Consider the following 23,769-nt stretch of genomic DNA (forward strand, 5'->3'; position numbering starts at 1 on the left):
CTTCGTATTAATTTGCGCGTATTACTTCTGCACGTTTCACTTTTATTTCATTTAAAAATGCCTCCGCATCATTAAAATACTTTCTGGCGAAAGCTTCAGATGGTTCATTTTTATTGATTTGAAGTACGAAATCAGAAAAAGTTGAACCGAAATTGAAATCGCCGCTTTCAACGTAATGGTTATCAAATTCGCGGATTACACCAACTTGGGTACTGCTGTTTACACCTTTATCCAACAGTAATGATTTTGCTGCGCTTACTAAAGTTGAGTACGTGTGGTAAATTGAATCTGCATAAGCAGCTTTATTTAGGTTTTCTTTCGCCCAACCAAATTTCTCATCTGCTTCTAACAATAGCGTTGCAACCAGATCTATAACTACGCCGGCACATTCTCCTACGCCGATTGCGGTTTGAAATTGCTCTACGTGCCCCCAATCTACAAATTCTTCAGATTGAAGACTGGTCAAATCTGCCAATGGTTTTAACAACTGATAAAAATGATCTTTACCTTTTCTATCGTAATAGGCATGGAAATTTTCAGATTCGAGGTTATTGTCTTTAAAGTCGTTCAACAGATAATGCAATACGCTGGTTGCGCGTTTTGAAGGCACTTTAATTACGCGTTCTGCAACACGTCCGAAACCATTGCCAACGGTTCCGCCGCCCAGCATTACCTGAACCGCCGGTACAACTTTTCCTTCGGCCTTTAATGAACTGCCATGAAAACCGATTTCGGCAAGGCCATGTTGCCCGCAAGAATTCATACAACCACTAATTTTGATTTTGATATCTTTTTCGTAAATAAACTCAGGGAAATCGCTGTAAATCACATCTTCCAACACCTCGGCCAAAGTCATAGAGTTTGAAATACCCAAATTACAAGTATCCGTACCCGGGCAAGTTGTAATATCGGCTAAACTGTCAAATCCGGCAGTAGTAAAACCGATTTTATGCAATTCATTATATAACGAAGGCAAGGCTTCTTTCCGAACAAACTTCAGCAACAATCCCTGGTTTTGAGTAATCCGGATTTCATCTGCTACATAATTTTTAACCGCATCCACAAAAGCACGCGCACGGTCTGTTTTAATATCGCCAACTTGCACCTTAACATATACGCCGTAAAAGCCTTCCTGTTTCTGTTCTACCACATTTGTAGCCAACCAATGTTTGTAATGCATTTCATCTTCTGGCTGTACATTTTCGAAATTCTGAGATTGCGGAATTTCTGGTTGCGGAACAGTATTCAGATCGATTTTAAAGGTTTTAACTTTATTGGCAAGGCGTTCCTCTGCAATCAATTTCAAAACTTCTTCCAAACCCAGTTTTTGCACTAAATATTTCAAGCGTGCTTTATTCCGGTTGTTTCTTTCACCATAACGGTCAAACACGCGCAAAACAGATTCTGTAAAAGGAATCAGTTGATCTTCGGGTAAAAACTCATGCACCGCATTGGCTAAAAATGGTTGTGCACCCAAACCACCGGCAAAAAGTACTTTAAAGCCACGCTCCCCATTTTCATTTAATTTAGGAATAAAACCCAAATCATGAATATAACTAAATGCTGTATCGCGATCGCTTGAAGAAAAAGAGATTTTAATCTTCCGGCCCATTTCCTGGCAAATTGGATTGCGCAGAAAGTAAGCAAAAACTGCCTGAGCATAAGGAGAAACATCAAAAGGTTCTTCTGCATCAATACCAGAATTTGGCGATGCAGTCACATTTCTCACTGTATTTCCACAAGCTTCGCGAAGGGTAATATCGTCTTGTTCTAATTTCGCCCAAAGTTCTGGCGTGCGATCTAAACTCACATAGTGAATCTGAATATCCTGGCGCGTAGTTAAATGAAGATTTCCGCTGCCATACTCATCTGCAATATCCGCAATTCGCAGCAGTTGCTTAAACGTAACTTTACCAAAAGGAAGTTTAATGCGAACCATTTGTACACCAGGTTGTCTTTGTCCGTACACACCCCGCGCCAATCGTAAGCTCCTAAATTTCTCTTCATGGATGGTGCCGTCTCGAAAGGCTTTTATTTTCCGCTCTAAATCGATGATGTCCTGCTCGACAATCGGATTTTCGAGTTCTGTTCTGAAACTTTGCATATATGTTGTTGTTAGCGATATTCAAAAAATGCCTCCTTTTACTGAGGAAGCATTTCAAATTTTATATTAAAAAAAATCTATATACGTCCTTAACTTACTGTTTTACAACAGCACATCAAACCCGTACACATCAATTTAATTACCATAAACTTTAAAGTCATCTGCCAAATATATAAAGTATATAGAAATAGTCGTAATTTTTATTAAAAAAAATTAAATGATGGCTTTCAGATTATCTTCGCGATTGATGACATCTGCAATACTGGTCTCCGTTAAAACCTTTAGCGTAGCATCTCTAACTTCAATAAAAGCACTTCTAATGCCGCAAGTTTTCTCATCTACACACTCATCACATTTGTGGTAGAAATTTAAACTTGCACATGGTACCATAGCAATTGGACCATCAGTTACGCGCATAACATGTACCAAAAGAATATCTTCTGGTTTTTTGTTTAAGCTATAACCGCCTCCAGCGCCTTTTTTACTGTATAAGAAACCCGCGTTGCGAAGATCGAGCAAGATCTGCTCTAAGAATTTTTTAGGAATATGCTCCTCCTCTGCAATTTTGGATATTTGCATAGGTGGTTTTTCTACATTTTTACCAAGAGCAACGAGCGCTTTAATGGCATATTTTGTCTTTTTGGATAGCATATTTCGTACAAAGCTAATAAAAGAATGTAAAATTTAAAATTTGCGCCCTTCAACAAAATGAAAATTTACGAAAATGCTAATGCGGCGCAACAAACATCCGAAACAATTAGGCAAACCTTCGCACTGCGATAAAAGACAAAAACTTAAATACGAACCAGTTACGGCAAAACTAAGATTTACCTATAAATAAGTTCGATTAATCAACCTGAAGTAAAAAATGATCAGTAATGGAAACTTAACTGAAAAAGAGAGGTTTAAAATTTACATTTACCGAAATTTAAAATCAACATGCGAAGAAAATTAAATCTCCTTCCCTTTCTCTTCATCACCATATTTTTTCTGGCACTAAATGTTTATGTGTTATCTGGTTTCAGCGCGTTAAATGGATCGGCTTGGTTAAGTCCGGCTTTCTGGGTATTTATCATTGGATTGCTTTTCGCATTGATCTTTGCCATACAACAAATGCGTATACAAGGAATAAACCGTTTTTTTCAAATCGTGAGCCATGCTTTTCTCATTGTGTTTACTGCTGAAGTTGTTTTTGCTTTTTTCTTGCTGCTTGGCGATCTGTATCGTTTACTTCTGGGCGCAGCTTCGAACTTTAGTGACGGCGGCTATCATATGCTTGGCCGGAATAACTATTGGATTGATTTTGCCTTCGTGATGTTTTGCGTTACCATTTTGCTATTTGCTTACGGCATTACACAAGGTAAATATGCCTATCGGGTAATTCGGCATACTTTGTTTTTTGATGATTTGCAAGAAAGTTTTGACGGTTTTACACTTACACAGATATCGGATGTACACTCCGGAAGTTTTACCAATCCAAAAGCTGTGCAGAAAGGAATTGATTTGATTAACGCACAAAAAAGTGATCTTTTTGTGTTTACTGGAGATTTGGTTAACAACGTTGCCTCAGAAATAAAGCCTTACATTGGGCACTTCTCTCAAATTAAAGCAAAATTTGGGCAGTTTTCTGTTTTGGGCAATCACGATTACGGTGATTATGTAAAATGGCCAGATGAACAGGCAAAAATTCAGAACCTACAACTATTAAAACACCATCACGCCGATTTAGGTTTCAGGCTTTTGCTTGATGAACACATTGAACTGCAAAAAGGAAATGACAAAATTATACTTGCCGGTGTAGAAAATTGGGGTATTGGTTTTGGAGAACGCGGAGATTTGAAAAAAGCCCTTCAAAACACCAAAACTGACGATTTTAAAATTCTGCTCTCACACGATCCGAGTCACTGGGAGGCACAAGTAAAACAATTTCCATCAAAGATACACCTTACACTTGCCGGTCATACGCATGGTATGCAATTTGGAATTGAAGCTTTTGGTTTACGCTGGAGCCCCGTACAATACCGATACAAGCATTGGGCTGGCGTTAAAACTGAAAACGGCCGTTATTTAAACGTAAATCGCGGTTTTGGTTTTTTAGGTTTTTCCGGACGAATTGGCATCTGGCCGGAAATTACGGTAATTGAACTTAGAAAAACCAAAAAAGCTTAATTTACTACCTGCATTCTGCACCGTGAGCATAACCTGAGCCGCTGATTGGTGAAAGAAATGGAATTCCCAAATCTGAAGCGCGAAGAATAAATAACAAACCGATAAATAAAGTAAACCAGGGAATTAGTTTTTGTACATTGAAAGGAATGTATTTACGCAGATAAAAACCACCTAAAGAAATGGTCATCATTAAAGGACTGGTACCTAAACCGAACAGAAACATAAAAGTGGCGCCAGCAGAAACCGATCCGGTATTAAGTGCGGTGGCCAGAGAGAGGTAAACCATGCCACATGGAATAAGGCCGTTTAACATTCCGAACAGAAAACCCCAAAATGGCAGTTTAAAAATTTTAGGTAAAACCCGGCTTAACGGATGCAGAAATTTAGCTTGTGCAAGTGAAAGCTTTTTATGAAAAGACCGGCTAAAAAGCCTAAAAACACTTACAATTAATAAACTTGAGCCGATAAAAAGACTTAGAAACTTTTGGTTGCTGAAAACGACTATACTGCTTCCAATCCAACCAACAATAAGGCCCAATAGCGTATACATTAGTATCCGCCCCAATTGATAAGAAAGCAGTTGAAATACATTTTTCCACATACCGTCACTTTTGCCTGGTAAACTCAACACAATTGGGCCGCACATTATGGCACAATGTAAACTGCCAAAAAGCCCCATTAAAAATGCCAAGGGTAGAAAATCCATCAGAAAGTGATATTTTTCTTGAATAAATACGGTTTATTGGCGTGCGTCCAACTCAGCGACAGAAACCACATACCAGGCGCAAAATCTTTTTTGTTAAGTACAATCGCATTTGTTGCGCCAATGGTATGCCCTTCAATTTTACGGTCTTGCTTTTTGTTTGATGGGCGCATAAGTGTTAAAACAAATTCTGCACTATCGCGCAAGAGAATGACCATTTTTTGTTGATCAATGATGATTTCTGGCGACGCCTGATCATTTAACATATTCTGGGCCGCCGTATATTCGGAATTAAAATTAATTCCCTTCTCGTAATAATTGTCTTCAATCAAAGCATCTCTGTTGTGTACCGAAAACATGTACATAACCATCCCGATAATAAACAACATAAATGCCGCCATTCCCATTACAATTTTAGTTCCCCAATTCATCTATTCTATCTTTAAAAGAATTTAATCTGGCTGTGCAAAAAAACTTGTAGAAGCCCTACTGATCACCTTTCCATCGGCAAGAATTTCAAACTCTACTTCACTTTTGTATTGCTTAATCAGCGTGTTTTTCCTCAACAGAAAAAATGTGAGTTGCGCTGCACCTTCTTTTGGCAATACCGTTGTATTTTGAACAAACTCTATATGGTTTTGTGGATCTTTGGGCCTGAAAACAAAATGCACATCTTTATTGGTTTTGTTTATCAATTCTGCATTATACAGGTTGCTGGTAGAATCGCCTCTGTTTTGATAAAGTGTGCCACTTGCTCTAAGAACTGTGCTTTGAACGCTTTCGCGGATGTAAACCAACGATGAAAACACACAAATAATAACGGCAAGCACAGCAGCATATCCGTAAGATTTTAAACTGATTTTGAAAGGTTTATTATGCTCGATGTATTCCTGGTTATAAAACCCGATTAAGTTTTTGGTTTTGCCAAGTTTATACATTACCGCATTGCAGGCATCAATACAGGCAGTACAATTTATACATTCAAGCTGTGTACCTTTTCTAATGTCTATACCGGTTGGACAAACCTGAACACAAAGCGAGCAATCTATGCAATCGCCGATTGTGGCGTTTTCCTGTTCGCGTTTGCGGTGCCCGCGAGGTTCTCCCCGTTTCACATCATAGGCAACAACCAAACTCTGGTTATCTAGTAAAACACCTTGTAAACGGCCATAAGGACAAATTACTGTACATACAACTTCCCTTACATAAGCGAAAACACCATAAAAAATTAAGGTAAATACACAGATAGAAATAAAACCAGAAACGTGCTGCGCTATAGGTTCTGTTACAATCCCAATCAGTACATTAGAGCCAATAATGTAGGCCAGAAAAGTGTTTGCAATGGCAAAAGAAATCAACAAAAATAAGAGATGTTTAACTGCTTTTTTAGCAATCTTACGTGTGTTCCAATTTTCTTTGTCTAATTTTTTCTGTTGATTGGCATCTCCTTCTATCCAATATTCAATCCTTCTGAAAACCATTTCCATAAAAATAGTTTGCGGGCAAGCCCAGCCGCACCACAATCTGCCCAATACAACGGTAAAACAAACTACACTCACAATACCGATAAGCATGGCAAGTGCAAAGAGATAAAAATCTTGCGGTGTAAAAATCAATCCGAAGAAAACGAATTTCCGTTCCACGAAATTTAAAAGCACCAGCTGCTCACCTTTAAATTGGATAAACGGAAAAGAAAATAAAAGCAACAGCAAAGCATAACTTACCCATTTGCGATAGGAATACAGCCGACCTGAAGGCATTTTCGGGTAAACAAACTGCCTGCCGCTGCTTTTATTCTCGTTTTTATTTTGTTTGCTCATCTTCTTTTGCAGCATTATCTTCAGGATCTTTTTCCTCGTATTTATCGCCTTGCGGTGCTTTTGCGCCAGCAGGATTTGTGCCGTGCAAAGACAGAATGTAATTGGCGACCGCAGCAATTTGTTTCGGACTTAATGTTTTTTCCCAGCTTACCATTCCTTTTGCCGGCACGCCATATTTAATGGTTTTAAAAACATTGTTAATTCCGCCGCCGTGCAACCAGTAATCGTCTGTTAAATTCGGTCCGATTAAACCTTGTCCACTGTCGCCATGGCACACTTTACAATTCCCGGAAAAAAGGTTTTTTCCCTCTTCGAGAATAGTTGCTGTGTTGTCAACTTTTACGGTATTTTCATCAACAGCATTTGCAGATTTCTCCAGATAGGCAGCTTTTTCTTCATCGGCCTTTGCCATTTCTGTCTTATATTCCTGATCCTGCAGGTCTCCATATCCACCAATGTGGTAGTAGAAGAGATATCCGGCGGCGAAAATCATCGTTCCGAACAACAGAAAATTAAACCAGGCAGGCACCGGATTATCCAGTTCTTTTATCCCATCATACGCATGATCTATTTCCAGATCTTTCTCTTGTTCGATAGGTTTTAATCCCAAAATTTTTGTCCAGATGCTGGTTTTTTTCTTTTTTGTTTTAAGCCAGTCATCATAATCCAGCACCGCAATTTTTTCTTGCTGAATGTAAGGTGTAGGATTCAATTGCTCTTTATACATCACTTTAAATGCGTGGAGCAAGGTAACCGAAACCACCAAAAGCACAATTACAAAGAGCAGCAATATGAGAATGAGCAGTTCAGACTGGCTTAAACCCAAACCCGGTTCTGAAGGCGGCAAAGCCGGTACTTCATCTGCGCCCAAAACCATCAACGAAAAAAATGTCAGGCAAAGCGATAAACTAATCTTTTTCATATTCAGAATTTTGATTTTCGACGATTGGCAATTCACTCATGGTTTGAATGTGGCCCTTATTTAATTTAAGCAGATATAAAGCTACAATGATGAAAAACACCATGAACATAATTAATGAACTGATAAGGTACAGTTCGCCGCCTGCAAGGTTTTTGATCTGATTGAACATGACTGATTAGTTTGAAGGAATTTCTTTTGTATTTGCTTTAATATCTGTACCGAGGCGTTGCAGATAGGCAATAATGGCCACAATTTCTTTGTCGCTTTTTACCTTAATGTTATTTTGCAAAAGCTCCGCAGATATTTTGTTAGCCTGATTTTTTAGACTTTCATTGGCGTTAACATCAAAACCTGCCGGATATGGAACGCCCAATGTTTGCATTGCACGGATTTTAGTTGCCGTGGTAGAAATATCGAGCGTCTGCTCTACCAACCATGGATAAGGTGGCATGATACTGCCTGGGGACATTGATGTTGGGTCTAACAAGTGATTGAAATGCCAGGCATCAGAATATTTGCCGCCAATGCGGTGAAGATCTGGCCCGGTACGTTTACTTCCCCATAAAAATGGATGATCGTATACAAACTCTCCGGCTTTACTATAATCGCCATAACGTTCTGTTTCTGAACGGAAAGGACGAACAGTTTGCGAGTGGCAGTTTATACAACCTTCGCGAATGTAGATGTCTCTGCCCTGAAGTTCCAGTGGCGTATATGGTTTTACGCTTCCGATAGATGGCACGTTAGATTGGATGGTAAACGTTGGCATCATTTCGACCATTCCGCCGATAAGAATAATGATTAATGAGAAAACCATAAATTTAATTGGCTTACGTTCCAGAACGCGGTGCCAGGCACGATCGGCAGCAGATTCTTGGCCAATTTCTTTTTCTAAAGCCATAGCTTCTGCAGGTTCGTTTGCCACCAGTTTTGCACTGCGCATGGTTTTAGCAAGATTGTAGGTCATTGCAATTACACCGGTTAAATACAATGCACCTCCAACGGATCTTAATACATGCATTGGAATAATCTGCAAAGTTGTAGCCAAGAAATTTGGGTATTTTAAAAGCCCTTCTGCAGTAAATTCTTTCCACATTAAACCTTGTGTAAAACCCGCCCAATACATTGGAATTGCATAAAACAAAATCCCTAATGTGCCAATCCAAAAGTGGAAACCTGCTAATTTTTTTGAATACAGAGGTGTTTTATAAATTCTTGGTATTAACCAATACAAAACGCCAAAGGTTAAGAAACCATTCCAACCCAATGCGCCAACATGTACGTGCGCTACAATCCAATCGGTAAAGTGGGCAACACCATTTATTTGTTTGAGGGATAGCATTGGCCCCTCAAAAGTTGCCATTCCGTAAGCGGTAAGTGCCACCACCATAAATTTTAGGGTGACGTCTTCTCGAACTTTATCCCAGGCACCGCGTAGGGTAAGTAAACCGTTAATCATTCCGCCCCAGCTTGGTGCAATCAACATGATAGAAAAAGCAACGCCTAATGATTGTGCCCATCCCGGAAGGGAAGTATACAGCAAATGGTGCGGACCCGCCCAGATGTATATAAATATGAGCGACCAAAAATGCAGAATACTAAGTTTATAGGAATAAACCGGCCTGTTGGCCATTTTCGGCAAGAAATAATACATCATGCCCAGATAAGGTGTAGTTAAGAAAAAAGCAACAGCATTGTGCCCATACCACCATTGCACCAACGCATCCTGAACACCTGCATATACATAATAGCTTTTCATAAATGAAATAGGCAATTCAAAAGAATTTACAATATGCAATACTGCAATAGTTACAAATGTGGCAATGTAAAACCAGATGGCTACATAAAGGTGGCGCTCTCTCCTTTTTATAATGGTTCCGAACATGTTGATTCCGAATACAACCCAGATAACGGTAATGGCGATATCTATCGGCCATTCCAGCTCTGCATATTCATGTGATGTGGTGAAACCTAAAGGAAGTGTAATTGCTGCTGCAACAATAATGAGTTGCCAGCCCCAGAAGTGGATTTTACTCAGTACATCGCTAAACATTCTTGCTTTTAGTAAACGTTGTAAAGAATAATAAACGCCCATAAAAATGGCATTCCCTACAAATGCAAAAATTACTGCATTGGTGTGCAGCGGCCTAATCCGCCCAAAAGTGGTGTATTGGTTCCCCATGTTCATTGCCGGCTTAAAAAGCTGCATAGCCACAAGCAAACCAACCGTCATACCTACAATTCCCCAAACCAGGGTGGCGATTCCAAAATTTCGGACAATCTTGTTATCGTAAGTAAATTTTTCTAACTGCATAATCTATCAGAGATGTTTTGTTTGAATTTTGATAGTTCAAAGGTATCTCGTGATCGATTGCCGGCAGGTGACTTTACTTATCTAGAAAAATGATCTTCTTCACTTTTTTCGTCGGTTAGATCATCATCAAATAAAATACGTACACCGGGTGTATACACATCATCGTGCTGACCAGTTTTAGAAGCCCAGAAAAAGGCGCCGAGAAAAATTAAAGCCATAACTACGCTACAGCCAACTAAAAAATACAGAATATTCATACCAAATGATTTTTACGCGCAAACATCCGCGTGGTGATTGTAGTAAAACAAATAATGGTAATGGTGCTAATTGGCATAAGAACTGCCGCCACCAAAGGATACAAAGTTCCCTGAACTGCGAAATACAAACCAATACAATTATAGGCTGTAGCAATGGCAAAACTGGTTTTAATTACTTTAAGACCATCTCTGCTGAGTTGAATAAATTGCGGCAGCAAGCCAAGTGAATCACCATGTAGGATGGCATCACATCCGGGTGTAAAATTGTTGATATTGTCTGTAATGGCAATGCCGAAATTGCTTTGTTTTAATGCGCCTGCATCGTTCAATCCATCGCCAAGCATTATCACTTGTTTGCCGGTTTGCTGAAGTTTAAGCACTGTTGCCAATTTATCATGTGGTGTTTGCCTGTAAAGCAACCTGCAATGTTCTGGAAAAATTGACTGAATATACTGCTGGTCTTTCTCTGTATCGCCAGAAAGCAATTGTAAGGTAAAAGTACGTTTCAACCGCTCCATTAAATTGCTTAATCCAGGTCTCCACTCCTGCTTCACGGTAAAACAACCTTTGTATTGATTATCAATCATAATGTGTACTCCGCCGCCAGAAACATCAGTTTCGGCAATAGGTAAAAAGCCCGCACTTCCGGCGTAAATCTGTTGATTATCTACCACTCCGCTTAAACCTTTGCCCGGAATTTCCTGATAATCCGAAACGGGATAACATTTATCAACACGAAGCGCTTTTAAAATATGCCGACTTAAAGGATGTGCAGAATTTCTGAGCAAAGAAGAAATTGCGGTTTGTTCTACATAGGTTAATGTGCCATTAAATTCAATTTCGGCTTGATCTGCGCGTGTTAAAGTACCGGTTTTATCAAAAACAATTGTATTGCACGCAGCAAGAAGTTCTACAGCATCAGTATTTTTGACGTAAAAACCTTTCTTATCGAAAACAGATAAAATTGCAGACAGTGTAAAAGGTGTGCTCAAAGCCAGAACACAGGGACAAGCCACAATAATTACGGCAGTAAACGCCGCCCAGGCTTTATGACTATCGTGCTGAAAAATCCAGTATGCTGTTGCGGTGAACGCTAGTATAAAAACACCAAGACTAAAATACTTCGCTATCCGATCGTTAAAATTATGTTTTTGTTGATGATCTGCATAATTGTCATTGTTCCATAAACCTGTAAGATAACTTTGCGATACCGGTTTTACCACTTCAAGTTCTATGGCTTCTGAAGTCTGCCTTCCGCCGGCATAAATAATCTCGCCAAGTACTTTATGCACCGGATCCGATTCTCCGGTTACAAAACTCATGTCCATCCAGGCATCGCCCTTCATTAAAATGGCATCTGCCGGCACAAGTTCTCCATTTCTAATCCATAACCGATCGCCAACCTGCACGTCATTAATTGCTACGGATTTTTCTTTTCCATTTACTAAAGTGGTTACCGCAATTGGAAAATAAGAACGGTAATCCCGATCGAAAGAAATGTGGTGATAGGTTCTTTGTTTCAGCCATTTTCCCATTAGCAATAGAAAAACCAATCCAGTTAAAGTATCTGCAAAACCGGGTCCGGCTTTAAATAACACTTCAAATGTGGTACGCAAAAACAAAACGGCAATAATAAGTGCCAGCGGCGTATCTAAATTAATATGGCGATGTTTAAGACTTGTAAGTGCAGAAACGAAGTATTCGCGGGCGCAAAAAAATGTAACCGGGATGGAGAAAGCCAGATTTAACCAGGCAAAAAGAGATTGAAACTCACGTTCAAAACCATCAAGACCGAAATATTCCGGGAAACTAAAAAGCATCACATTTCCCATACAAAAACCGGCGAGCGCAATTTTCACAATCAATGTACGATCGCTGGCTGCATTGTGGCTCTTCACTACATCTTGTAAACTGATTAAAGGTTCATAACCGATATGATTTAACGTTTCTACCAACTGGCGCAATGAAATTTCTTCGTGATTGAAACTGATGGTAACCTGTTTTTTGATAAAATCTATCCGCGAATTAAAAATTGCCGCGTTTATTTTATACAAATGTTCTAGTAACCAAATGCATGAACTGCAATGAATTGCAGGGATATAAAACGTTACAATACTGGAGCTTCCTTGTTTATAATCGATAAGCTGGTTTACAATATTGGCTTCATCCAGATAATCGAGTTGCTTATTTTTTTCGAAACGCTGACCCGGATTTTCGTTATATGCATAATAATTGCAAAGGTTGTTTTCAGAAAGAATTTTATAAACACCTTTACATCCGATGCAGCAAAAGTCTTTGCCATCTAATTGGAATTTAGCTTTTGGCAATGCTTCTCCGCAATGGAAACAAACATTATCGACAGAAATATTCGTAGTGGCGCCCATAATTGTAGAACTTAAATTGTAGAACTGAAAATCTGCGTTTCGGGTTGTTTTGCCCACATACGCTCATCAAAAGCCATGCATGCATTTCTCAAAAAAGATTTCCCTTTTGTTGTGATTTTGATATTTTTCTCGTCTAGCCAAACCAGTTTATCTTTAAGCATGGGTTGTAGACGTGTGTAAACATTTTCAGGTATTCCCTGAGTAAAAGTTGTTTTTTCCCGGCACATGATGTCCAAAATATGCTGACGAACCTGCAAATCATCCTGCGAAAGCAGATGTCCTTTTTCTGCAGGCAATTTACCGGCGGCAATTTGTTCGAGATAACTTTCTACAGTCTTAGGATTCTGTGCAAAAGCTACCCAGCTGTCGCTTATAGAAGATACGCCTAACCCAATCAGTAAATGGCTATGTGCATGTGTATAACCCATAAAATTGCGATGCAATTGTTGCGAATGGCTGGCTTTATACAACATATCACTTTTTAACGAAAAATGATCCATACCAACATCTGCATAACCAGCATCTTGAAGCATATTTTTTCCGAGTTGATACAGATCAAACTTTGCATCGCCAACTGGCAAATCCTTTTCTGTATAATGTCTTTGGCCGGGTTTTAACCAAGGCACATGTGCATAACTGTAAAACGCAATACGGTCTGGCTGCATGTAAATTACTTCTTCGATGGTATCTTTCAAGCCAGATAAGGTTTGTGCGGGCAGACCATAAATAAGATCAAAATTTATAGAATCGTAACCAATTATTCGCGCTTCGGTAGTTACCTTAAAAACCTGTTCTGGCGTTTGAAAGCGGTTGATCATCATTTGAACTTTCGGATCAAAATCCTGAATACCGAGGCTCAACCTTCTAAAACCAAGTTTATAAAGCACTTGTAAATGTTGAATAGTGGTATTTGCAGGATGCGCTTCAAAAGAAAGCGAGGGGTTTTCTGCCAAAAAAGATTTTGCCAGTATTCCTTGTATCAGTTGTTCCAAATTTTCTGCAGAAAAAAAAGTCGGAGTACCGCCGCCCAAATGCAACTCTTTAATGGTTGGTTTTTCGCCTAAAATGGCAACGTACATTTCCCACTCGCGTAAAACAGCCTCAATATAAGGCTGTTCTACAGCATGATTTTTGGTAATTCTGGTATTACAGCCGCAATATGTGCACAAACTGTCGCAAAAGGGCAAATGAATGTACAAAGCCAGTCCTTCTTCTTTAAATTGCGCGTATGTATTGCGGACAGACTGTTGCCAAACATTGGTATTAAATGTACTCAAATCCCAATAGGGAACCGTTGGATAGCTGGTGTAACGCGGCGCCGCAATATTGTATTTTTTAAGCAAAGTGGACGATTTCATGGCTTTAATGCTTTAGCTGCGCCACAATTGTTTGCACAACAACAGGCTTTACCCACGCATTTTCCGGCGGCCCATTGATCCAGATTTTTAATTACCTGCTCCATCCTGGATTTTGGATTCTGATCTTGATTGGCATTCGGCACATTGGCAATTTTCATATTTGCTTGTGCGGCAGCCTTCAAATCCAAATGTGCAATTTCAAATGAAGAAGTTGCTATGTATTTAATGCCAAGTTTTGCCAAACCGGCAATCATCTCGGCAGTAAGTTCATCATTGTTAAAAACCAGCAACGCTTCTTTCCCAATTGCAAAAGGAAGCGTATCTGCCGTTAAACTGTTCACGATAATGGTAATATCGTGTTTTTTATAGTTGGCCAGCACCAGCCACTCTTTCTCTTCTGGTTTGATATTATATGCGATTGCTTTCATATATTTTTTGATATATACAAAGCTACTCGCTGTACCACTTGCCTTTGATGAGTAGGCTTAGACTAAAAAATGATTTTAATCACTAAAGTATTATTGTTTTACATGGCGCAGTTTTTCTATTGAAAGAATATTGATTGCATTTCCGCTTTTATCAATCAGTTTTTCCTCTTTAAAATCGGCCAGCATTCGACTAATGGTTTCACTTGCTGTACCTACGAGTGCAGCAAGATCATCCCGTGAAATCCGGATTGTACAAGCGTCGGAATCTATATTTCCAAATTTTCCGGCTACCTGCAACAGTGCTTCAGCAACCCGTTTGCGTACAGATGAATATGCAAGTTGCAACATCTGTTTGCCTTTATCATTTACATTTCCGGATAATAAACCAATAAATGTTTTAGAAATAATCTGATGGTTCAATAAACTACTCATAAACTCCAGCTTAGGAATCTGGATGATTTCACATTCTGTAAGCGTTGCGGCATTATCGTTATATGGCTGACCGCTGCAAATGCTTTCATAACCAAAAAAATCGCCATCGTGGTATAAATTTGATGAAAGCTCGCGGCCATCTTTAAATCTTTGGTACGTTTTCACCTGGCCTTTTACCAGAAAGTACAAAAAAGTTGGTTCATCGCCTTCAATAAAAATAACCTGTTTATTGCTTACCAGTCTGCTTTTCCCTTTCTGGCGCAAATCTTCTAATGCTTCTTCGGTATTGCTTTTGGCAGCGCCAAAACCGGCAGATTGCTGTTTCTTCTTGAATCGGCTTTCTATTGCTTTAAACAATTCTATATCGTCAAAAGGTTTTGTGAGGTAATCATCTGCACCCATTTCCATGCCTTTTCTCATATCGGCACGTTCTGTTTTAGCGGTGATAAATATAAAAGGAATAGACGCCGTTTTTGGGTTTTTATTAAGCAAATACAAAACACCGTAACCATCTAATTCGGGCATCATAATATCGCACAGAATAACATCGGGAATATTTTTTGTGGCCAGGTCTACGCCAAGTTTACCGTGTTTTGCGGTAAGGGTTTCATATCCGGCCAGATCAAGTACTTCTGCTGTGCTTTCTCTAATGTCGTCATTATCTTCAATAATTAATACTTTTTTACCCATTGGAATGTGCTAGTTACGTTGTAAATTAAAATTTAAAATAAAAGTGGTTCCGCTGTTCAGTTTACTAAAACAGGCTACTGTACCATTCATTAACCCAACGTAGCGTTTAACAATATTGAGTCCGAGTCCGGTTCCCGGAATATCTCCGGTATTGTGTGCGCGGAAGAAAGGTTCAAATAGATTATTTTGGTCAACTTCCGGAATGCCGATGCCGTTATCGCTCACTTCAACCGTAAGCGTTTTATTTTCTAAACGACTGTTAAATTGAATTAAAGTATCTGCTCCAGAGTATTTTATAGAGTTGGAAATAAGGTTGATAATGCAATTTTTCAACAAATTTGGATCTAAAAACACCTCGGCAGTGGTGCCAGAATGTTCGTAAATAATGTGTTGGTTTTGTTTGGTCATCAATTGCATTTCTTCGGCAATTTCTTCAGCAAAGCTGATGAGGTTAAAGTGCTGGTTATTGGCTTCAACTTTTCCGGCTTCGAGCTTTTCTAGCGATAAAAAATCGTTTAAAATAGTGGTTAAATGATTGATGGAATTGCGGATTTTTGCCGTATGTTTTTCTACATTCGGCGTATCTTGTTTAATGGTATATTTATCAATGAGTGAAGCGGAAAGCTGCATAGAACTTAGCGGCGTTCTAAACTCATGCGACGCCATAGAAACAAAACGTGTTTTCAACTGGTTAAGTTCTTTCTCTTTTTGAAAAAGTGCACGCATATTTTCTTTTGCCAGCTCCAGTTCTGAAACCAGCTTAACCAAATCTTGCGTACGCTCACGGATTTTCACCTCAAGCTTTTCTGTATAGCTTTTAATCTGTTCTTCGCTGGCTTTTTCTTTGGTGAGATCATGAATAAAGCCCGTGTAGATTTTGCGGTCGCTAAATTTCACTTCACTTACACCGAGGCGAAAAGGAAATTGCGATCCATCTTTACGTTGTCCATGCACTTCGCGCCCGATACCAATAATATGTTTTTGCCCGGTTTGATTGTAGTTATGAATATAACCATCGTGGTTAGAACGGTCTGGTTGAGGCATTAAAACCGATACATTTTGCCCAACAAGTTCTTCTTTACGGTAGCCAAAAAGCTCAAGTGCAGCCGGGTTAAGATGTTCGATAAGGCCTTTATCATCAATAGTAATGATGCCATCTATTGCATTTTCTATAATTGCATCTAAAAATTTCGATCTGTCCATACGCAAACAATAATAACCATTTCTGCGATATTCTGGCCAAATGCGTGGCTAAACACAGCAAATATGTGCGTTAATATTTGTTCAAATATAAGATTTCGGTACAGGGCAGATGGGTATCAGAATCAATTAAAAAGGTGATGGGCGTCACAAATTTCACGAGCAAAAAATAAGGGAATACTAATTAAAGTATTCCCTTCCCAATTTTGTATTAAATCGTCCCGTTTTGATTTAATAAGTTGTAAATATCCCCAAAAATTGTATCATTTACAATACTAAACTTGAGTAATTGGTAATTTTACACCAAGCAGTTAATTAAGATTATCTATAATTTAAGCGTGTGCATTTGCTTTAACATTTATTTGTCCTTATTTTTGAAATTCAAATCCATCTCCATGAAAAAGCTCATCCTCTCCATCCTATTCTTTAGTGGTTCTTATCTGGCAAAAAGCCAAACCTTGATTCTGGCGAAAGATGCAGCTCAATATATTGGTAAAACCGTTACCATCTGCGATTCTGTTTACAGTATTAAAGCTTTGGACAAAATAAGCCTGATTAATCTTGGAGGTGCTTTCCCTAAAGAATTGATTACAATCGTAGTGAATAAAGAAGATCAGGCAAAATTTCCTTCAGAACCGTCTAGCATGTTTTTGGGTAACAACATTTGCGTTACCGGTATTGTGAGTGATTTTAAAGGCAAAGTGCAGATTCTGGTAACAGATCCTAAACAGATTGTTGTTAAATAGCTTCCATTTTCCACATCAACATCAAAGATATACTTCCAATTGCTCTGCGATGCTTATGAATTACAGTAACTTTTAAATTTTCTTTACAAGATATAACAGAAAATCAACCTTGCTGGTCCTCCCCATTAAGGAAGGACAGTAGGTTGGAGCGTTATATTTAAGTAGTATACGATTAGTTATTTTTGATAAGGCGTACTATTCAGAATGGCAGGCCGAGCGACCCGCCAATCTTAATAGTTAGATATCCTTATTATCTGTACGAAGATTAGAATTTACTTTTTTAAATCATAGAAGGCTACACACACAGTATATTTTTCGTGATGGATGCCTTAATTTTCTCGATGAAAATTATCGCAGCGAACTAGTGTAACGCTTTAATATTTGCAGCCTGTTTTCCTTTTTTGCCGGATAATAGCAAATAATCTACTTTAAGGCCTTCTTTAAATTCGATGTTTTTTACGGCAGCTCTTTCACAATCTGCGAATACAGGTTCCGATCCGTCTTCCGGAAGAATAAATCCAAATCCTCTGATTGGATTAAACCATTTAATTACTCCTTTTGGCATTTTAGGTGATCATTTTGTTTAAACGTTTTGTTTGCTTTGCACCAAAACGTATTATTGTGCAATTTCGCGCTTCTAAAATACTTAGACAATACTCAAAAATGAGTATTGCAATGAAGATAAAGTGCTTTGAACCTTATATAGAACTATGATTAAATTAAAACCAATACATTTCCGTATCATTGTTATGGTATTACTGTTTTGCTTTGTATTGCTTAGTGTTTTCGTAAGCTTGCATCCAGTTTGGGCATTTGATGTCAAATTTTCTTTGGCGATACAACAATTTCAGTCTAATTGGCTGGATCAGCTTATGCTTGGTATTAGTATTTTTGGCGATATGCCTTTTTCCTTTTTGGCAGTTTTTCTGGTTGCCGTTTTATTCTACCTCAACAAATTTAAAAGAGAAGCTTTGTTTATTCTATTAATTTCATTGTCCAGCCTGGTTATACTTGGCATAAAAAATATTATAGACAGGCCACGCCCTACGGCATTCTATGTGCGTTTAATGCAGCCATATAAATTTCAAAGTTTTCCAAGCGGCCACGTAATGTCTTATTTTGTCTTTTTTGGGTTTCTGATTTTATTGATGTACCAACTGAAATCTATCCCAAATCCAATCCGAATAGCCGTAACCGTATTTTCTGTTTTTTTAATGTTTATGGTTGCACCGTCGCGTATTTACCTAGGCGCGCATTGGTTTACCGATACTTTGGGCGGCGCATTACTTGGAACAATTTGTTTGTTTCCATTGGCGTACTATTATCTTAAACCAAAAAACAACCTTTAGTTTATTTAAACTTTGCCCTTACTCGGCTCAAAGTTTCTATCCTCATACCCAAATAACTAGCCAAAAACTTCCCCGCTATTCTGGTTTGTAACGTTGGATTAAGCATCAGGAACTGACGGTATCGTTCTTCAGCAGAAGGAATGCGAGATAAAATTGAGCGGATATGTGAAGAATGATATTGCATCGCCAGCAACTTACGCCCCAGAATATTGGTCTCTGGAAAACGGCTATACAACTGATCGATAGCTGTATACGGAATGGCAATAAGTTCTGTTTCTTCAAGCGCCTGCAAATGTTCATCATAAGCAAAAACATCAGTTTTAGGATGCCGGATATGCCCGATTAATGAATTTTCACCAACAAGGCGCACAGTTATATCTTTATCCTTATCCAGTATAAAACCACGTACTACACCGCTAATCACAAAAAATAAAATATACTCCTGATCGTGCTGGGTTGCCGGAAGATGTGTCCCTTTTTTTGCTTTGATGTATACACTTTCCTTATTAATAAGAGCAATAACATCCATACTAAGGGGTTCAATATCATTTAAAAAGCTGATCAGAAACTGAGGTATTGCATTTGATTTCGGCATAAAAAAACTTTGGCTTTAAACTTAGCAATGAGATCGCAATCGGTCAATAATGTTACGCAAAATATTAAAGTAATTTAACATCTAAAGCGCAAAAAAACCGATATTTTTACGAGCATGAAGAACATACAATTCAAAGCATTTTTGTTTGATCTGAACGGAACAATGATCAACGATATGGATTTTCACAACCGCGCCTGGCATTCTATCTTAACTGAAGATTTGGGTACAAAAATTAGTTACGAGGCGGTCAAGAAAGAAATGTATGGCAAAAACCAAGAGCTTTTAGAACGCGTTTTTGGTCAGGGCCATTTTACTCAAGAGCAGATTGATCAGATTTCAATAGAAAAAGAAAGACGCTATCAATCCGCATATAAAAAACACCTGAGTCTGATTCCGGGCCTGGGTCCATTTTTAGATCAGGCAAAACAATCGGGCATTTTAATGGCAATCGGTTCGGCAGCGATCATGTTCAATATTGATTTTGTTTTGGACAACCTGCACATCCATCAGTATTTTAAAGCTATTGTAAGTGCAGATGATGTTCATTTGAGCAAACCAGATCCAGAAACCTTTCTTAAAGGAGCCGAAATCCTCGGCATCAATCCAGAAAATTGCCTGGTTTTTGAAGATGCACCAAAAGGTGTAGAAGCCGCGCAGAATGCGGGAATGAAATGTATGGTTTTAACAACTATGCATACTGCAGACGAGTTTGCCGCCTACAATAATATTGTCGGATTTATTGATGATTATACCGATCCGATGCTACAAACCTTGTTTACCAACTAAATACACCAACAAATATTAAATATTAGCTAATCGAATTATACATATGGAATTAAATATTTCTACCAACAGATATGAAAAAATGCTCTACCGCCGTTGCGGCAAAAGCGGACTGAAACTCCCGGCAGTTTCTTTGGGTTTGTGGCACAATTTCGGTGATGTAAACGTTTTCGAAAACAGCCGAAATCTTATTTACACTGCTTTTAACAATGGCATAACTCATTTTGATCTGGCCAACAACTATGGCCCGCCTCCAGGTTCTGCCGAGGAGAATTTCGGCCGTATTCTCGCCACAGATTTCGCAGATTATCGTGATGAAATGATCATTTCTACCAAAGCGGGATACACGATGTGGGATGGACCTTACGGCGATTGGGGATCAAAAAAATATCTGGTTTCCAGTTTAGACCAAAGTCTGAAAAGGATGAAGCTGGATTATGTAGATATTTTCTATCATCACCGTCCAGATCCGGACACGCCATTACGCGAAACGATGGATACGTTAAGTTTGATGGTGCAACAAGGAAAAGCATTATACGTAGGGATTTCCAATTATCAGGCCGAAGAAGCAGAAAAAGCAATTGCCATTTTAAAAGACAATGGCACGCCTTGTCTTATCCATCAACCAAAATACTCCATGTTTGAACGTTGGGTAGAAAATGGATTACTGGATGTTCTGGGTAATGAGGGTGTAGGATGTATTCCTTTTTCTCCGCTTGCACAGGGTTTACTTACCGATAAATATTTAAAAGGCATTCCGGCCGATTCAAGAGTGGCAACCAGTGGAATCTTTCTGAAAGAAAGCAACCTTACGCCAGAAATTTTAGAGAAAATTTCTCAGCTGAATGACGTGGCAGAATCCAGAGGGCAAAAACTGGCGCATATGGCTTTATCGTGGATTTTAAAGGATGAAAGGATTACTTCCGTTTTGATTGGCGCAAGCAAGGCCGAACAAATTCTGGATTCTATAAGAGCCCTAGAAAACATTGTATTTTCTGAAGCAGAGATCACCCGCATTAACGAAATATTGGCTTAATTTTTCTGGGGATCTTTTTTGCGAAAGATCCCCAAAATTAAATGAAACTAAAGTGACTCGAATTGGTTAATTAATAAATTTTCCAAAATCCCATATGGCAAGAGCCAATACATCCATTTACAGTGCCCTTGCGGCAAACTTACTTATCGCGGTTACAAAATTCATTGCCGGAGCATTTACCAACAGCTCTTCAATGATTGCAGAAGGCATTCATTCTACGGTAGATACCAGCAATCAGCTTTTGCTTTTATACGGGTTAAAACGTAGCACCAAACCAGCAGATAAATACCGGCCATTTGGTTATGGCCGCGAACTGTATTTTTGGTCGTTCATCGTTTCCATCATGATTTTTGGTTTGGGTGGCGTAGTCTCGATCACTCAGGGAATTAACCATATCCGCCATCCGGAAATCCTCAAAAACCCAACATGGAATTATGTTGTCCTCATATTGTCGTTCATCTTTGAAGGCACTTCGCTCCTTATTGCCATGAAAGAATTTAACAAAACCCGAAATGGGATGAGTTGGTGGCGTGCCATTATAAAAAGCAAAGATCCTTCTGGTTTTCTGGTATTGTTTGAAGATGGTGCAGCGGTACTTGGTTTAGTTATCGTTTTTGTAATGATGGTATTAAGCCATAAACTTGGTTTGCCCTATTTAGACGGGCTGGCTTCTGTTTTAGTTGGTTTGTTGCTGATTTTTGTTTCGCTGATTCTGGCACGGGAAAGCCGAAGTTTACTTATGGGCGAAGGAATCATGCCGCAAACGCAGGAAAAAATTAAAAAACTAATTGAAAGTGATCAAGATGTGCACGCCGCCATCAGCATTTTATCAAGCTATCAATCTCCAAAAGAAGTTTTATTGGTGGTTATTGCAACTTTTCGACCCAATCTGGATACGGAAAAGCTTACGGATGCAATTGCGAGATTAAGAACTGAGATAAGAGATGCTTTTCCAATTGTAAAATTTGTGATCATACAACCACAATCAGACAAAACAAAACTACCTCAGCCCTTAGACAATATTGATTTTGAATAGATTTATTTGATGTAAACCGTTTTGATGTTTACAAATTCATGAATGCCGTATAAACCCAGCTCGCGGCCGTAACCCGATTCATGAATACCGCCAAACGGCAAAGCCGGATCAGATTTTACGGCTTCATTTACAAAGCAACTTCCGGCCTGAAGTTTGTTTTTAGCAATATCTTCTGCCAATGTTGCATTTTCTGTAAATACCGCAGCACCCAAACCAAAACCAGTATCGTTTGCAATTCTGATGGCATCTTCCGTATTTTCTGCGGTAATAACTGCAGCAACCGGACCGAAAATTTCTTCATCATATGCCAGGTTTCCTTTTTTTACATTCGACAAAATAGTCGGAGTATAATACGCATGTGGTGTTTTTCTTTCAGGAATTTCGCCACCAAGAAGACAATTTGCGCCTTGTGCAATGCTTTTTAAAACTTGCTCATGCAATTCATTTCTAAGTTCCTCACGTGCCATTGGCCCCAGATCAGCATCTGCATCAAACGGATTTCCGGTTTTCTTACTTTGCATTTCAACCTTAAATAGCTTTACAAATTCTTCTTCAACGTCTTTAACTACGATAAATCGTTTTCCCGCAATACAACTCTGTCCGTTATTGATCAATCGTGCTTCGGCACAAATTTTTGCTGCTTTAGGCAAATCTGCATCAGCTAAAACAAGATAAGGATCGCTTCCACCCAATTCAAGAACAGTTTTTTTCAGAAATTTTCCCGCTTGTGCGGCAACTTTTTTACCTGCTTCGGTACTTCCGGTTAAGGTTACCGCTTTTATTTTAGCATGTTCAATAACTGCCGCAATAGATTTACTTTTGCAAATAAGCACTTCCATTACATTTGGATGAAACCCGGCATCTTCTATAATTTTTTTGATGGCAAGCGCACAACCCGTTACACCAGAAGAGTGTTTCAAAATGGCGCAATTGCCTACCATTAATGCCGGTGCAAGAAACCGAAATACCTGCCAATACGGGAAATTCCACGGCATCACGGCCAGTACCAGACCAAGCGGTTGAAAAGTAACGTAGCTGCGAGAAGCATCGGTTTTTACAGCTTGATCGGCAAGAAATTCTGCACTGTTTTTTGCATAATATTCACACACACTGGCGCATTTTAATACCTCTGCAACGCCAGCTTTAAGTGGTTTACCCATTTCTAAGGCGGCGAGTTTAGCAAGCTCGTCTTTTCGTTCTTTAAGTAAAGATGCAGCGCGTAATAGAAGTCCGGCGCGAAGTTTTAAGTCTGTTTCGCGATAGCCCAACCAAGCTTCATGAACGTGATCTATTTTGCTTGCAATGGTTTCTGTAGTATCTTCTTCGTATGCTTTTATCTCCTCACCATTATGTGGATTGATGGACGTTATGCTCATATATTAACCGCTTTTTTAAAAAGTTTCTAATAATACAGTACATCAACAAAAATGTTTGAAATACGGT

Annotated in this window: 23 protein-coding genes; 6 read left to right on the forward strand and 17 right to left on the reverse strand. The window is 38.9% G+C overall.

Annotation, left to right across the window (positions count from 1 at the left end):
- Positions 1-7 precede the first annotated feature (7 nt).
- Together ACJVDH_RS11620 and ACJVDH_RS11625 are read right to left on the reverse strand one after the other, a co-directional pair.
- Positions 8-2,104: a nitrite reductase gene (locus ACJVDH_RS11620; protein ID WP_443943571.1), complete on the reverse strand. Its 2,097-nt coding sequence runs from the start codon at positions 2,102-2,104 to the stop codon at positions 8-10.
- A gap of 213 nt (positions 2,105-2,317) precedes the next feature.
- Complete coding sequence (locus ACJVDH_RS11625; RefSeq protein WP_443943572.1) at positions 2,318-2,755, reverse strand: RrF2 family transcriptional regulator; 438 nt, start codon at positions 2,753-2,755, stop codon at positions 2,318-2,320.
- Between the two features lie 288 nt (positions 2,756-3,043).
- Between ACJVDH_RS11625 and ACJVDH_RS11630 the strand changes: the two genes are divergently transcribed.
- Complete coding sequence (locus ACJVDH_RS11630; protein WP_443943573.1) at positions 3,044-4,273, forward strand: metallophosphoesterase; 1,230 nt, start codon at positions 3,044-3,046, stop codon at positions 4,271-4,273.
- Between the two features lie 4 nt (positions 4,274-4,277).
- Here the strand turns inward: ACJVDH_RS11630 and ACJVDH_RS11635 are convergent, their stop codons facing one another.
- The 12 genes from ACJVDH_RS11635 to ACJVDH_RS11690 all read right to left on the reverse strand — a co-directional run bounded on the left by ACJVDH_RS11635 (position 4,278) and on the right by ACJVDH_RS11690 (position 16,784).
- The gene (locus ACJVDH_RS11635) at positions 4,278-4,979 is read right to left on the reverse strand and encodes a sulfite exporter TauE/SafE family protein (RefSeq protein WP_443943574.1); all 702 of its coding nucleotides are present in this window, start codon (positions 4,977-4,979) and stop codon (positions 4,278-4,280) included.
- Positions 4,979-5,407 carry a FixH family protein gene (locus tag ACJVDH_RS11640; RefSeq protein ID WP_443943575.1) on the reverse strand — a complete coding sequence of 143 codons (429 nt, stop codon included), beginning with the start codon at positions 5,405-5,407 and terminating at the stop codon, positions 4,979-4,981. The genes ACJVDH_RS11635 and ACJVDH_RS11640 overlap by 1 nt, the downstream gene beginning before the upstream one ends.
- Positions 5,408-5,428: 21 nt before the next feature.
- Positions 5,429-6,796 (reverse strand): cytochrome c oxidase accessory protein CcoG, encoded by a 1,368-nt coding sequence (ccoG, locus tag ACJVDH_RS11645; RefSeq protein ID WP_443943576.1) that lies wholly within the window; start codon positions 6,794-6,796, stop codon positions 5,429-5,431.
- On the reverse strand, positions 6,780-7,718 hold the full coding sequence (locus ACJVDH_RS11650; RefSeq protein ID WP_443943577.1) for a cbb3-type cytochrome c oxidase N-terminal domain-containing protein: 939 nt from the start codon (positions 7,716-7,718) through the stop codon (positions 6,780-6,782). The genes ccoG and ACJVDH_RS11650 overlap by 17 nt, the downstream gene beginning before the upstream one ends.
- The gene (locus tag ACJVDH_RS11655; RefSeq protein ID WP_443943578.1) at positions 7,705-7,887 is read right to left on the reverse strand and encodes a hypothetical protein; all 183 of its coding nucleotides are present in this window, start codon (positions 7,885-7,887) and stop codon (positions 7,705-7,707) included. The genes ACJVDH_RS11650 and ACJVDH_RS11655 overlap by 14 nt, the downstream gene beginning before the upstream one ends.
- Positions 7,888-7,893: 6 nt before the next feature.
- Entirely contained in the window at positions 7,894-10,032 is a 2,139-nt protein-coding gene (ccoN, locus tag ACJVDH_RS11660; RefSeq protein ID WP_443943579.1) for a cytochrome-c oxidase, cbb3-type subunit I, read from the reverse strand.
- A gap of 77 nt (positions 10,033-10,109) precedes the next feature.
- Positions 10,110-10,289, reverse strand: coding sequence for a cbb3-type cytochrome oxidase assembly protein CcoS (gene ccoS, locus ACJVDH_RS11665; protein ID WP_443943580.1), 180 nt, complete (start codon positions 10,287-10,289; stop codon positions 10,110-10,112).
- Entirely contained in the window at positions 10,286-12,730 is a 2,445-nt protein-coding gene (locus ACJVDH_RS11670; protein WP_443943581.1) for a heavy metal translocating P-type ATPase, read from the reverse strand. Before ACJVDH_RS11670 ends, ccoS begins: the two co-directional genes overlap by 4 nt.
- A complete protein-coding gene (hemN, locus tag ACJVDH_RS11675) occupies positions 12,685-14,031 on the reverse strand; it encodes an oxygen-independent coproporphyrinogen III oxidase (RefSeq protein ID WP_443943582.1) in 1,347 nt (448 codons plus the stop codon). The genes ACJVDH_RS11670 and hemN overlap by 46 nt, the downstream gene beginning before the upstream one ends.
- Positions 14,028-14,459, reverse strand: a complete 432-nt coding sequence (locus ACJVDH_RS11680) for a lactate dehydrogenase (protein ID WP_443943583.1) — start codon at positions 14,457-14,459, stop codon at positions 14,028-14,030. The genes hemN and ACJVDH_RS11680 overlap by 4 nt, the downstream gene beginning before the upstream one ends.
- A gap of 90 nt (positions 14,460-14,549) precedes the next feature.
- Positions 14,550-15,581, reverse strand: coding sequence for a response regulator (locus ACJVDH_RS11685; RefSeq protein WP_443943584.1), 1,032 nt, complete (start codon positions 15,579-15,581; stop codon positions 14,550-14,552).
- Positions 15,582-15,590: 9 nt separating this feature from the next.
- Positions 15,591-16,784, reverse strand: a complete 1,194-nt coding sequence (locus ACJVDH_RS11690) for a PAS domain-containing sensor histidine kinase (protein ID WP_443943585.1) — start codon at positions 16,782-16,784, stop codon at positions 15,591-15,593.
- 392 nt (positions 16,785-17,176) lie between these two features.
- Between ACJVDH_RS11690 and ACJVDH_RS11695 the strand changes: the two genes are divergently transcribed.
- Positions 17,177-17,527, forward strand: a complete 351-nt coding sequence (locus ACJVDH_RS11695) for a hypothetical protein (RefSeq protein WP_443943586.1) — start codon at positions 17,177-17,179, stop codon at positions 17,525-17,527.
- Between the two features lie 361 nt (positions 17,528-17,888).
- On the opposite strand, the gene ACJVDH_RS11700 is transcribed toward ACJVDH_RS11695, so the two are convergent.
- On the reverse strand, positions 17,889-18,092 hold the full coding sequence (locus ACJVDH_RS11700; RefSeq protein ID WP_443943587.1) for a cold-shock protein: 204 nt from the start codon (positions 18,090-18,092) through the stop codon (positions 17,889-17,891).
- Between the two features lie 145 nt (positions 18,093-18,237).
- On the opposite strand from ACJVDH_RS11700, the gene ACJVDH_RS11705 reads away from it, so the two are divergent.
- Complete coding sequence (locus ACJVDH_RS11705; RefSeq protein WP_443943588.1) at positions 18,238-18,876, forward strand: phosphatase PAP2 family protein; 639 nt, start codon at positions 18,238-18,240, stop codon at positions 18,874-18,876.
- A gap of 1 nt (position 18,877) precedes the next feature.
- On the opposite strand, the gene ACJVDH_RS11710 is transcribed toward ACJVDH_RS11705, so the two are convergent.
- Positions 18,878-19,471: a Crp/Fnr family transcriptional regulator gene (locus ACJVDH_RS11710; RefSeq protein WP_443943589.1), complete on the reverse strand. Its 594-nt coding sequence runs from the start codon at positions 19,469-19,471 to the stop codon at positions 18,878-18,880.
- A gap of 114 nt (positions 19,472-19,585) precedes the next feature.
- Between ACJVDH_RS11710 and ACJVDH_RS11715 the strand changes: the two genes are divergently transcribed.
- From ACJVDH_RS11715 to ACJVDH_RS11725, 3 genes are all read left to right on the forward strand, one after another.
- Positions 19,586-20,257 carry an HAD family hydrolase gene (locus ACJVDH_RS11715; protein WP_443943590.1) on the forward strand — a complete coding sequence of 224 codons (672 nt, stop codon included), beginning with the start codon at positions 19,586-19,588 and terminating at the stop codon, positions 20,255-20,257.
- 43 nt (positions 20,258-20,300) lie between these two features.
- Positions 20,301-21,290, forward strand: a complete 990-nt coding sequence (gene mgrA / locus ACJVDH_RS11720) for an L-glyceraldehyde 3-phosphate reductase (protein WP_443943591.1) — start codon at positions 20,301-20,303, stop codon at positions 21,288-21,290.
- Between the two features lie 94 nt (positions 21,291-21,384).
- On the forward strand, positions 21,385-22,326 hold the full coding sequence (locus ACJVDH_RS11725) for a cation diffusion facilitator family transporter (RefSeq protein WP_443943592.1): 942 nt from the start codon (positions 21,385-21,387) through the stop codon (positions 22,324-22,326).
- Between the two features lie 2 nt (positions 22,327-22,328).
- On the opposite strand, the gene ACJVDH_RS11730 is transcribed toward ACJVDH_RS11725, so the two are convergent.
- Positions 22,329-23,702, reverse strand: a complete 1,374-nt coding sequence (locus ACJVDH_RS11730; RefSeq protein ID WP_443943593.1) for an NAD-dependent succinate-semialdehyde dehydrogenase — start codon at positions 23,700-23,702, stop codon at positions 22,329-22,331.
- Between the last annotated feature and the right edge of the window lie 67 nt (positions 23,703-23,769).

Source organism: Pedobacter terrestris (genome assembly GCF_052343045.1).
GTDB lineage: Bacteria > Bacteroidota > Bacteroidia > Sphingobacteriales > Sphingobacteriaceae > Pedobacter.

Coding starts and splice junctions, on each gene's coding strand:
- ACJVDH_RS11640 (WP_443943575.1), bottom strand. CDS start 5,407: ATGAATTGGGGAACTAAAATTGTAATGGGAATGGCGGCATTTATGTTG.
- ACJVDH_RS11690 (WP_443943585.1), bottom strand. CDS start 16,784: ATGGACAGATCGAAATTTTTAGATGCAATTATAGAAAATGCAATAGAT.
- ccoG (WP_443943576.1), bottom strand. CDS start 6,796: ATGAGCAAACAAAATAAAAACGAGAATAAAAGCAGCGGCAGGCAGTTT.
- ACJVDH_RS11635 (WP_443943574.1), bottom strand. CDS start 4,979: ATGGATTTTCTACCCTTGGCATTTTTAATGGGGCTTTTTGGCAGTTTA.
- ACJVDH_RS11695 (WP_443943586.1), top strand. CDS start 17,177: ATGAAAAAGCTCATCCTCTCCATCCTATTCTTTAGTGGTTCTTATCTG.
- ACJVDH_RS11730 (WP_443943593.1), bottom strand. CDS start 23,702: ATGAGCATAACGTCCATCAATCCACATAATGGTGAGGAGATAAAAGCA.
- ccoS (WP_443943580.1), bottom strand. CDS start 10,289: ATGAATATTCTGTATTTTTTAGTTGGCTGTAGCGTAGTTATGGCTTTA.
- mgrA (WP_443943591.1), top strand. CDS start 20,301: ATGGAATTAAATATTTCTACCAACAGATATGAAAAAATGCTCTACCGC.
- ACJVDH_RS11705 (WP_443943588.1), top strand. CDS start 18,238: ATGATTAAATTAAAACCAATACATTTCCGTATCATTGTTATGGTATTA.
- ACJVDH_RS11700 (WP_443943587.1), bottom strand. CDS start 18,092: ATGCCAAAAGGAGTAATTAAATGGTTTAATCCAATCAGAGGATTTGGA.
- ACJVDH_RS11630 (WP_443943573.1), top strand. CDS start 3,044: ATGCGAAGAAAATTAAATCTCCTTCCCTTTCTCTTCATCACCATATTT.
- ACJVDH_RS11680 (WP_443943583.1), bottom strand. CDS start 14,459: ATGAAAGCAATCGCATATAATATCAAACCAGAAGAGAAAGAGTGGCTG.
- ACJVDH_RS11650 (WP_443943577.1), bottom strand. CDS start 7,718: ATGAAAAAGATTAGTTTATCGCTTTGCCTGACATTTTTTTCGTTGATG.
- ACJVDH_RS11725 (WP_443943592.1), top strand. CDS start 21,385: ATGGCAAGAGCCAATACATCCATTTACAGTGCCCTTGCGGCAAACTTA.
- hemN (WP_443943582.1), bottom strand. CDS start 14,031: ATGAAATCGTCCACTTTGCTTAAAAAATACAATATTGCGGCGCCGCGT.
- ACJVDH_RS11655 (WP_443943578.1), bottom strand. CDS start 7,887: ATGTTCAATCAGATCAAAAACCTTGCAGGCGGCGAACTGTACCTTATC.
- ccoN (WP_443943579.1), bottom strand. CDS start 10,032: ATGCAGTTAGAAAAATTTACTTACGATAACAAGATTGTCCGAAATTTT.
- ACJVDH_RS11710 (WP_443943589.1), bottom strand. CDS start 19,471: ATGCCGAAATCAAATGCAATACCTCAGTTTCTGATCAGCTTTTTAAAT.
- ACJVDH_RS11715 (WP_443943590.1), top strand. CDS start 19,586: ATGAAGAACATACAATTCAAAGCATTTTTGTTTGATCTGAACGGAACA.
- ACJVDH_RS11620 (WP_443943571.1), bottom strand. CDS start 2,104: ATGCAAAGTTTCAGAACAGAACTCGAAAATCCGATTGTCGAGCAGGAC.
- ACJVDH_RS11685 (WP_443943584.1), bottom strand. CDS start 15,581: ATGGGTAAAAAAGTATTAATTATTGAAGATAATGACGACATTAGAGAA.
- ACJVDH_RS11625 (WP_443943572.1), bottom strand. CDS start 2,755: ATGCTATCCAAAAAGACAAAATATGCCATTAAAGCGCTCGTTGCTCTT.